Raw genomic sequence first — 6,887 nt, forward strand, 5'->3', positions numbered from 1 at the left:
CCAAAATTGCTAAAACCGCTCATCATGAAAACATTTCATTGCAAGAAGCCGCTGTGAAACTTGGATTTTTAACAGCTGAACAATTCAATGAATATGTTAAACCTGAAGAAATGGTAAACTCCCGCTAAGTGGAGCCGTTTCACTAGCAGAAATCCTCATACACTCAGGTCAAGGCCTGAGTGTTATTTATTAGACTTCTTCGAAATTCATGTTCCTGTTTCTTCTAACTCTTGTAAACAAGAACGAAGTAGGCCGACATTATCGCTAAACACCCAATGCAAACCACGATTTAATTCTCGATACAAACCAAATTTTGAATCAACAAGACCCACACCAACCCGCTGATTGGCTGAACGCAACTGGTTAATTTTATTATTATTTAATAATAAATAATGTCCGAGAACCCCAGCATAAGACCTCGTTAGGCTGAGTTGGCAGAATTGCCTAACATTGTTATGCGCCGCAACTAACAACATCACTTCACGCGGCAATTTTGAACAAGAAGCAAAGAGGGACTCATTCAAACTAAGTAAATGATAATCAATACAAGGGGTCAATGATTTTAGGGTAGTAATCAACGCGGCTTCTTGAGTAAAAGGCGCTTTAAGCTCAATAAATAGATGAAGTTGTTTGCCATATCGATCAACAACTTCAGCAAGACTCGGTAGAGTAGGAGCCAATTTACGCAAAGCCGTAAAGGTTAATTCTCTAATGGCGAGATCCTTACCCCAAAGTCGCATTAAGGTAGGATCATGATTGACCACCAAAACCCCATCCGCTGTTGCGTGAACATCAAGCTCTATACCCCAACATCCTAAAGCTAAAGCGCGCTGAAAAGCTGCATCGGTATTCTCTATTAACTGAAGTTTTTTATCATGCGCACCACGATGAGCGATGAGGCAAACCTCAGACAGTCTGTTTTTATCTGGTTTTTTCGTGGTAGAAAAGCAAAACAACAGTCAACCGATTTTTTAATTAAATTAAGTATAGCCATCTTATACGCCAGCAAGAGTATCCACTAAATTTTCTACCAGATTTCACATATAGATAGAACTAATTGGTCTATTTTTAATAGCAGGGTCAATAAAGATTGACAGCTTAACTGATCTTGAGTATTTTAGCGACCTATGCCGAGGTGGTGGAATTGGTAGACACGCTAGCTTCAGGTGCTAGTGGGGGTGACCCCGTGGAGGTTCGAGTCCTCTTCTCGGTACCATATTGATTTTAAACCATTTAAACGCTTAATAGTGCTGTAATATAAAGGATTTAATGACGTCGCTACAACGGTGATTGCAGAAGTACTTATTCGCACAAATTTGTTTCTAATTCAGTGTGAAGGTCTTTCAAAAAATCCTTTGGGATAGAACTATGATTATTTCGGTGTATGGTGCGGGATATGTCGGCTTGGTTTCTGCAGCATGCCTTGCAAAAATCGGGCACCAGGTTCTGTGTGTTGATATCCATACACAGCGTATTCGTGATCTGCAAGAAGGGCGTTGCCCTCTTTATGAAGAACAACTCCCTGAATTGATACAAGAGCAATTGCAAAACGGGCGCTTACAATTTACCACCACTTTAACACAAACTATACAACAAAGCAGTCTGCATATTATCGCAACTGGAACGCCAGAGTTGCCTGACAAAAGTGCGGATTTATCCCAAGTATTCTCTGTAATTGATTCGCTTATTAACGAAATCCGCTCAGATGCAATATTAATAATCAAATCGACCGTCCCTGTAGGAACCGGCGATATTATACAACAGCGAATTTCTGACGAGTTATTGCGCCGTCGTGCTCCCTATCGTGTTCAAGTGGTCTCCAACCCTGAGTTTTTACGAGAAGGATGTGCCGTCAATGACTTTCTTTACGCTGATCGCATTGTACTTGGCGGAGAAAGATCCGCTCTTATACCATTGCAAGAGATGTACAAACCACTGACTGATCAAAAAATCCCTCTTCTCTGTATGAGTAGACGCTCTGCCGAATTGACGAAATACGCAGCCAACGCCATGCTTGCCTGCCGAATTAGTTTTATCAATCAAATTAGCAGTATTGCAGAAAAGATGGGGGCACATATTGATGATATTCAACAAGGAATAGGACTAGATCACCGTATTGGTCCCCATTTTTTACAGGCAGGTATTGGCTATGGAGGTTCATGTTTTCCCAAAGATACCCGAGCACTACTACACACAGCAAAAGCCATTCATGCCGAAACAAGCTTATTGGAAGCTATTGAGACTATTAATCAAGTACAAAAAAATGGGCCACTGAGATATTATTCAAGCATTTTGATCATAACTTCAAGAATAAAATCATTGGTATCTGGGGACTGGCATTTAAACCAGGAACTGATGATATGCGGGAAGCAAGTAGTTTGGAGGTAATACGTGCTTTACTGAACGTTGGTGCTACTATACGAGTCTATGACCCGGTGGCCATGGCCACTGCAAAAACCCTTTTCCCGGAAGAGTCCGCCATTATATGGTGTGAGAATGCTGAGTCTGTTTTGAATCCTATCCTTGATGCGTTAGTCATTGCTACAGAATGGCCAGTATTTAAAGAAACTCCTCTAGAGATTCTGTCACAAGCACTCAGAAATGCACCCCTCATCGATGGCCGCAATTGTCTTGATTGGTATCAGGTACAAGAAGCGCATTTTGCATGGTATTACTCCGTAGGAAGACCCGTTCTTCGCAATGGAAAGGTGTATGACAATAGACATGAGGATGATGGGAGTGTGGCAGGGCAAAAATTGGGTAACCTCTCCTCCTAGATACCCTCAATCCCATACAGATCCAGAAGGACTGAATGAATGCAGTTCATGACCCGAAAACATTAGCTCTGCCGACATTTCTCGTTCAAATTGAACAAGCATATCTGTTTTACCCCATAGCGGGCCATAATAGGCATTCATTTTGAAAAAACCCAGATTAAATATATTGCGATAGGAAATATTCACCGCATCCTGAATTGAATGGAGTTTACTAAACTTATCCGTACGATCATTATCATATTCATCTTTTAAATCTATCGGATTATTAGCTCCTGGATAGGGTCCATACCAAGTCCACGTTTCAGATTGATAACGTATTAATGTTGTGAGATCAGAAAAATCTGCCTGAGCCAATTTTTTCAGATTCTCCCCACCATTTTGTTGCTCAACATAAAAACCTTCAGGCTTTGATAGGTCCTCTTTCAACGTAATTAAATGATCGAGCCGCTCAACGGCCAATCTAATCTGAATGGCCTTTTCCTGACTAAATCTATCTCCTGCAAGCGTTAGCTGAACAATTTTTGTTTCACATTTCGCTTGTATAATTGGAAATAACGTTTGGCGAGCTGTTGTCCCTGTATTTACTGCAGAGGGTCTTATATACAGGCTGTGTGTTTTCGATACAACGCCTTTTAGCATTTTGATTTCCTTATCTTGCGCGGGGCGAATTAAAATATTATTGGATGTTGAATGTTCAATATCCATATGAGCTTATATACGGCATACCCAGTAGTAATCTAGAGTACTTGGAACGACTGGATTCTAACATCTCGAAATCTGCAATTCAACTATCGTACCCTGTATTGCCAATTTCCCACGCTATAAAGAATTTAATCCTTTACCACAGCCAAGGCTTCGCCATAACGAATGCTTGTGCCGGCATGCAGAGTATTCAGCCAATCCACACGTCGACCATCAGCAAATAAAAGTACCACCGTAGACCCCAATTTAAAATACCCCATTTCATCGCCCCGCTGAACCTCTGTGCTAGCAGTAATTTGGTCGGCAAAAAATATTGTTTTTCCCCTGAGCGCCGAATATCACCACTCCAGCGAGTACCAATGGCGCCCACAATTGTTGCGCCTACTAAGACCATCGCCATTAAGCCAGCCTTAGTATCAAAAAAGCGACTAAGCGCTCATTACGAGCAAATAACTGAGGTACAACACGTACAGTGGAAGGTTGGACAGAAAACAGTTTTCCCGGTACATAAATCATTTCTCTTAAGGTTGCATTAAGAGGCATATGAATACGGTGATAATCTTTCGGTGACAAATAAAGTGTGGCGAACCGGCCTTGTGCAAATTGCCCGCTTAAGCTTTCTTCACAGGCTAATAATTCAGTAGTCGTGTAATAACGTCCTTTGGCTTGGAAAAGCTGTCCCTTTTCTATAGCCCCCAACTCACTGATAGTACCATCCACCGGAGAAATAATATCGGCTTTAGCAAAAGGCCGGCATTCAGATTTTAAATGACGAATAAAAAAGTCATTAAAACAAGCATAATTATTGGGATTTTCCTCTTTTGCCTCTTTCATATCCACACCATATTTTTGAATAAACCACCGAATCAGAGTATTTTTAATGGTAGGGGTACGCACATTCGCCAATAAACCAGCCAGATGGGTAAGGCCTGACTTTGGCAGCAAATATTGGGGCAACGTTTTTAAATAATCATTAGCCATAAGAAACAAGCAAAATAAAATCAGTTGTGAATAATACCGTGAAAGACTGTCATTATCATAGCCTTGACAGGCTAAATGATAGATATGCCTCTTTATATTCGTTATTGGCAAGATGACCCGACATTGGCTGTCTTTTTTTATTCATTTTTTATAAATTTCTGCATACTCTTCTAATGAATCAAGAAAAACTTGCCTATTCAGCTTATCCATTCTCATTACCGTATCGTACCCTGGTGGAAATTGGCTTTCATAATGACTAAAATCTTCCTGCATCGCTTTAATAATCTTTTTAAATAAGCAAGTATTTAATGAATTCTCATTTACCTTCCCATTGGCAAAAATATTGGCGAGAACCTGGCGATTGCTGAGGTGATTTTGGTCATAAAGATAACCTCGTACTTCCGGCCCTCTTTTTTTCTGACTTAGAAAATTAAGCCTATACGGCTCATATTCCCCCAACGCTTCTTCAACCATTCTTTGAAAAACAGTTACATCCATATTGTTAATCCAGCTATAGACTGCGCTATTAAATTGAGCCATATTTTTATGCGTATAAATATGCGTAAAACGCCCATCATTTCGCGCGTACTTTGTTGCGCTGCGAGTATATACAAGTGCATCAAATTCACCACGCTCACAAGCATCTTGCACACCCATAAGATTAACATCCACCTGACCAATAGTATCTTTGAGCATTTCGGGGATCAAATAAATAATGAGCAGAGTATTCAAAGAAGTAGTTTCATGTCCGCCTACACTTAAAATAGAAGCCAAGCGATTAGCACCGTCTTCGTCACTGTCTTTTAAATAAAGCTGCACCTCTTCAGCGCGCCAACGGTTTGCCGTGACATTCCATGAATTGGGCTGGTAGCACTCTTTAATAATTGCCAAAATATGGCCTTCAAGAGTCGTTTTATCCAGAGCATTAGCCCAATCAAATAATGCACTTAGACAAGCATCGACGATTTCCTCTTCTGTATGCGAACGCTTTAGCAAAGCAGGATAATCATGCCTTGTATTCGTAGACAATTCTGTATCGTTAGAACGCAAATGACGTTGAAAATGCAGTCCACCATAGTAACGCTGTAACTCCTCAACAACTTTAACAAACTTAAACGCCCAAGTACTTCTACCGAAAGCTTTATAAATATCTTTTTCGTAATCTCTGATTATTTTTGCCAAACCGTCACAAAATGCCTGATTATTTTCTACTGTAAGCTCCGTTAAATTTAAGCGATAGTATTGGTGAGCGCATTTATTTAATTGCTCAATAAATTGTTCCAAGATGTATAAACCCTGACGTAAGCTACTATTTGAATCACATTCTATCCGTCTTGATTCACTAAGAGAGGATGTTTCGCCAAGGAGCTGCCAAGCTTCCGTTAATGAACTCAATTCATCAATGATCACTGATTCACCTAGCTCCAAGGGTAAAGACTCTGTCGACAAATTATTGGCCAATTCACGCGCTAAAATACGCGCCTCAAGAATAATGTGATTCAATTGAAGTACATGCGCATCACGCCAGATTTTATGGTAGCGCTGTTCTAGTATTTCTAAATTGTATTGTCCTTCAGGTCCTATACAATACGCATCCAAAGGCTTCTCATCTTTTTCTTCTGGAGTCGATGACACAGTGGCTTTCTTCACTTGGTACTGACGCCAACAATGATCCATCTTTTTATTTTGGCACTTAGCCCATCCCTTAATTTCATGATAAGCCGACGGCCTATTGCGTAAAAAACTACTAAAAGGGACAACCGGCACGCCACTTCTGTTCCTATCACAGCCCATATAATATACTACGGCACGATAAAGCTCATCATACTGCTCTTGTAAGACTGCCATCATATGATCAATAAATAATGCCTTATCGGTTTGCTCCGTAAATAATTTAGGCTGGCTTTTTGAAGCTTCTCTTCCTTTTCATCACCAAGAGAAAATAATCTAGAGGTAAATCGCCCAAATACTCTTCTAAACGCACACGCAACACACTCGGGTCAAATGTAAGCAACTCCTTCAATAAAGCACTAAAAAGCTGTTCTTGAAAACGAATCACATCATCATTGACTTCTGTAGAAGGATTACCAGCCAAGGCTTGAAATGCGGGGTAAGACATGCAACGCTTATTAACATTCAGATTGCCTGGAAAAGCGTTGGCTGGCCAGTGTGTTCTATCATCAAGGATTGGAAAATTATCCAAATTCGTCGACTTTAACTTCATTCCTTTTTCTGGCGCTTCCTTGAGAATGCCATCAATCAAGCGTTGGCCTTTAATAATAGAAGTGATATGGTAAAGAAACATATCCCAATCAATCATACCGACAAGGCCAATGTTACCAGGATGGCGATCATCACATTTATAGTGCCAGGCGGCGACCAGCCATTCAGCTACATTGTGGCGCAATAGCGAAGCCACAGAGGGGC

Annotated in this window: 7 protein-coding genes, 1 tRNA gene and 2 pseudogenes; 4 read left to right on the plus strand and 6 right to left on the minus strand. The window is 40.6% G+C overall.

Annotated features, from left to right (window positions below; translation table 11 throughout):
• Positions 1-128 (plus strand): annotated as a pseudogene (locus BN58_RS29505) (fumarate hydratase); the annotation flags it as partial.
• Between the two features lie 78 nt (positions 129-206).
• Here the strand turns inward: BN58_RS29505 and BN58_RS21675 are convergent.
• Positions 207-956, minus strand: a complete 750-nt coding sequence (locus BN58_RS21675; RefSeq protein ID WP_019215630.1) for a glycerophosphodiester phosphodiesterase — start codon at positions 954-956, stop codon at positions 207-209.
• 173 nt (positions 957-1,129) lie between these two features.
• On the opposite strand from BN58_RS21675, the gene BN58_RS03250 reads away from it, so the two are divergent.
• From BN58_RS03250 to BN58_RS28035, 3 genes are all read left to right on the plus strand, one after another.
• Positions 1,130-1,216: transfer RNA gene (locus tag BN58_RS03250), tRNA-Leu, on the plus strand.
• A 152-nt stretch (positions 1,217-1,368) separates the two neighbouring features.
• Positions 1,369-2,388, plus strand: a complete 1,020-nt coding sequence (locus BN58_RS21680) for a UDP-glucose dehydrogenase family protein (protein WP_051131828.1) — start codon at positions 1,369-1,371, stop codon at positions 2,386-2,388.
• A complete protein-coding gene (locus BN58_RS28035; RefSeq protein ID WP_083852090.1) occupies positions 2,361-2,777 on the plus strand; it encodes a UDP binding domain-containing protein in 417 nt (138 codons plus the stop codon). Before BN58_RS21680 ends, BN58_RS28035 begins: the two co-directional genes overlap by 28 nt.
• A 6-nt stretch (positions 2,778-2,783) precedes the next feature.
• Here the strand turns inward: BN58_RS28035 and BN58_RS03260 are convergent, their stop codons facing one another.
• From BN58_RS03260 to BN58_RS21690, 5 genes and pseudogenes are all read right to left on the minus strand, one after another.
• Positions 2,784-3,482, minus strand: a complete 699-nt coding sequence (locus BN58_RS03260; protein ID WP_019215632.1) for a hypothetical protein — start codon at positions 3,480-3,482, stop codon at positions 2,784-2,786.
• Positions 3,483-3,607: 125 nt separating this feature from the next.
• Entirely contained in the window at positions 3,608-3,739 is a 132-nt protein-coding gene (locus BN58_RS35730) for a phosphatidylserine decarboxylase (protein WP_269570088.1), read from the minus strand.
• Positions 3,740-3,878: 139 nt separating this feature from the next.
• Positions 3,879-4,571 (minus strand): archaetidylserine decarboxylase, encoded by a 693-nt coding sequence (gene asd, locus BN58_RS35735; protein WP_269570089.1) that lies wholly within the window; start codon positions 4,569-4,571, stop codon positions 3,879-3,881.
• Positions 4,572-4,601: 30 nt separating this feature from the next.
• Positions 4,602-6,311, minus strand: a complete 1,710-nt coding sequence (locus BN58_RS03270) for a hypothetical protein (RefSeq protein ID WP_019215633.1) — start codon at positions 6,309-6,311, stop codon at positions 4,602-4,604.
• 43 nt (positions 6,312-6,354) lie between these two features.
• Positions 6,355-6,887: pseudogene (locus BN58_RS21690) on the minus strand (hypothetical protein); the annotation flags it as partial.

The organism is Legionella tunisiensis (assembly GCF_000308315.1).
Taxonomy (GTDB): domain Bacteria; phylum Pseudomonadota; class Gammaproteobacteria; order Legionellales; family Legionellaceae; genus Tatlockia; species Tatlockia tunisiensis.

What these genes read in the sequence shown, in the direction of transcription:
- BN58_RS03260 (WP_019215632.1), bottom strand. Translation starts at nt 3,482, where the DNA reads ATGGATATTGAACATTCAACATCCAATAATATTTTAATTCGCCCCGCG.
- BN58_RS35730 (WP_269570088.1), bottom strand. Translation starts at nt 3,739, where the DNA reads ATGGGGTATTTTAAATTGGGGTCTACGGTGGTACTTTTATTTGCTGAT.
- BN58_RS28035 (WP_083852090.1), top strand. Translation starts at nt 2,361, where the DNA reads ATGCGGGAAGCAAGTAGTTTGGAGGTAATACGTGCTTTACTGAACGTT.
- BN58_RS03270 (WP_019215633.1), bottom strand. Translation starts at nt 6,311, where the DNA reads ATGATGGCAGTCTTACAAGAGCAGTATGATGAGCTTTATCGTGCCGTA.
- BN58_RS21680 (WP_051131828.1), top strand. Translation starts at nt 1,369, where the DNA reads ATGATTATTTCGGTGTATGGTGCGGGATATGTCGGCTTGGTTTCTGCA.